Genomic DNA, 2,220 nt, shown 5'->3' with positions numbered 1-2,220 from the left:
CAGAACCGGATGATCATGCAGATCGCCGCCGACGTTGCCGGTCGCTACGCCGAGGCAGGTTATTTCGTCATCCTCGATGGCGTCGTGCGACCGGACTGGCTGCCGGCCTTCACGGCGCTTTCGCGCCCGCTGCATTACATCGTGCTGCGCACGACAGTGAAGGAGGCGATTGAACGCTGTCAGGCACGCGGTGGCGACAGCCTCGGCGATCCGCTTGTCGTCGCCGATCTCCACTCGCAGTTTGCCGATCTCGGCGCCTTTGAACATCACGTCCTGTCAGTATCGGACAAGGACAAACAGGCTGCCCTGCACTCGGTCATCAATGCGCTGCAATCGACGCGTTTCCGTCTGGATGCATCGATCGATGGCGACCGATAACGCGGAAATGGGTGAAGCACGCGTGTCTGCACCGACAATCTGCCTCCAGCGTCACGGCGAAACTGTCTGGAACTGCCTTGGCCGGTTTCAGGGGCAGTACCCTGACGACCGGTTGCCAGGGCAAACGTAAGCCGTTATAAGGGTTCTTAAATTTCCTTATAACGGCTGCGCCGATGATCGCGATCCCGATTATAAGGAAAATAACAAAACCTTATAACGACACAAGTCGCCGCAAGGATTGCATGTCTTGAAACAGATTGACCTCGCATACAGGACAATGTTCGCGGAACTGGCGCAGCGATCGTTCGATGCGCAGTTCTCTACCGACTTCCCTCATAATGGACGGTTCGTGAATGTCCCCGTTAAAGGCAAGGGTTACTGGTACTTCGAGTATCCGACCCCCGATGGTGACAGGCGGCGCTATGTGGGACCGGAAGCAGACGCGGAAATAACCGCGAGGGTACACGCCCACAGGGAAGTCAAGGACGACCTCAGGGAACGGCGCCGGCTCGTTAACGCCCTTACGCGAACTGGTGGCATGGCGGCGCCTGAACGTTTTGCCGGCGAAGTAACAAAAGCTCTTGCAGACGCCGGATTGTTTCGCCTTCGAGCGCTTATCATAGGCTCGGTTGCGTTCAGCTGCTATTCAGGGCTGCTCGGGGTTCGCCTTCCAAATGCCGCGCTCCAGACGGGCGACGCCGACTACGCCCAGGATTTTGCAATAAGCTCAGAGGTCGGGGACAGCCTGCCACCAATCCTGGACGTCTTGCATACCGTGGATCCGTCCTTCCGGGCGGTGCCACATCAGGTGGACAAGGCGCGTGTCGTCGCCTTCGTGAACTCGGACAACTATCGCGTGGAGTTCCTGACAGGGAACCGCGGATCAAACGACCATACGGGCAAGCCGTCACCCATGCCTGCTCTCGGCGGCGCGTCGGCGGAAAACCTTCGCTTTCTGGACTATCTGATCTACGAACCCGTCAGAACGGTGCTGCTGTACAGGGAAGGCGTCAGCGTCAACGTCCCCGCTCCCGAGCGCTATGCCGTTCACAAGTTGATTGTCGCGTCTCGCAGACGCAACGATGCCCTAGGCAGGGCAAAGCGTGACAAGGATCTTCAACAGGCATACCTGTTGTCAGAGGCACTGGTGGAAACACGGCAAGGATATTCGCTCGCCGACGCCTGGAACGAGGCGTGGGAACGGGGTCCTGCATGGCAGGAAGCGATCACTTCAGGACTCGCCATAATGCCTGAGAAAGCCAGGTTGCCCTTGGCAGTCGCGCTCGGCGTTTCCGCCGCTGATCTGGGCAAAAGATGATGGTAACCCCAGTTCAGATGCCCGAACTTCCCGTTCCGCAGGACGGGTTCTACCGGCTTCATAGCGGCAGTTGCAAACTCGTCACCGGTTGACCATCCAAAACTGCACCTGTTCAGTAGCGGACCGTTATTCCGCCGGCAAAACGGACTGCGAACCTCGCACAAAACGGCTGCCGCGGCGCTGACGCCGAAACCGGTTTGACCTTTGATCGACACGGAGAAACCCATGCCGAAACTTCAGGACATCTATCTCGCTTACCTCGACTGCCTCAACTGTCAGGCCTTCGATGAACTCGGCACCTTCGTCGACGATACAGTCGAACACAACGGCCGCCCGTTCGGCCTGTCAGGCTATCGCGACATGCTGGTGAACGACTTTGCCGACATTCCCGACCTGCGGTTTGAGGCAGAGATCCTTGTCAGCGACGCGAACAGGATTGCTGCCCGGCTTTCGTTCGATTGCACGCCCAAAGCCACGTTCATGGGCCTCCCGGTCAATGGCAGGAAGGTTCAGTTCTGCGAGCA

3 protein-coding genes are annotated in these 2,220 nt (G+C 58.4%); all 3 read left to right on the top strand.

The genetic code is table 11. The features are described 5' to 3' along the window. A partial coding sequence (locus ACQZ5K_RS26970) for an ATP-binding protein (RefSeq protein WP_448742080.1) occupies positions 1-378 on the top strand: 378 nt, incomplete at its 5' end. A 247-nt stretch (positions 379-625) separates the two neighbouring features. Next, entirely contained in the window at positions 626-1,696 is a 1,071-nt protein-coding gene (locus tag ACQZ5K_RS26965; protein ID WP_374997667.1) for a nucleotidyltransferase family protein, read from the top strand. Between the two features lie 225 nt (positions 1,697-1,921). After that, positions 1,922-2,220, top strand: a 299-nt coding sequence (locus ACQZ5K_RS26960) for an ester cyclase (protein ID WP_448742079.1), incomplete at its 3' end; no start/stop codon positions are given.

Source organism: Agrobacterium sp. 22-226-1 (assembly GCF_053522345.1).
Note: the sequence above shows the minus strand (reverse complement) of the source record. Positions and strands in the feature narration are given on the sequence as shown.